We start from the raw sequence: 587 nt of genomic DNA, 5'->3' as shown, positions 1-587 counted from the left end.
CACCTACCGAGTCTTTGAAGACGACGAAGGAAAAATGAACCTCAACGTCAAACAAGTGAACGGTAAGGTTTTGGTGGTGTCTCAATTTACGTTACCGGCAGATACCAAGAAAGGCACACGTGCAGGCTTTTCTCGTGGTGCGCATCCAGCCGACGCTGAACGTCTGTATGACTACTTTTCTGACTTGTGTGAGCAGGAATTGCCAACCGAGCGTGGTCGCTTCGCGGCCGATATGAAAGTGTCATTAATTAATGACGGCCCAGTGACTTTTTGGCTACAGGTCTAATCTGGCGTGGATACACTCATGGTCTAAGCTATATACCCAAGTGGTTTGATTTTACTTGGGTATTTTCTCCCCAAGATTCTTACTGATTTGCACTTTCAAAGGATTGATATGTTCAAACTCATAACTCCAACAACCGAAAATCAGCTTAACAAGTACTATCAATTTCGTTGGCAAATGCTTCGAGAGCCATGGCGCATGCCAGTAGGCTCTGAACGGGATGAATATGATGTGGTGAGCCATCACCGCATGATTGTGGATAGCCGTGGCCGTCCAATGGCGATCGGACGTTTGTACATTACTC

General features: G+C 46.3%; 1 protein-coding gene and 1 pseudogene. Both read left to right on the top strand.

All coding sequences use genetic code 11. The features are described 5' to 3' along the window. Positions 1–286, top strand: a 286-nt coding sequence (gene dtd / locus R7Q48_RS29250; protein ID WP_318133864.1) for a D-aminoacyl-tRNA deacylase, incomplete at its 5' end; no start/stop codon positions are given. Positions 287–394: 108 nt separating this feature from the next. Continuing rightward, positions 395–587: pseudogene (locus R7Q48_RS29245) on the top strand (GNAT family N-acetyltransferase); the annotation flags it as partial.

This window comes from Vibrio sp. 378, assembly GCF_033339435.1.
The sequence above is the reverse complement of the archived record's forward strand: the minus strand, read 5'-3'. Positions and strand labels throughout refer to the sequence as shown.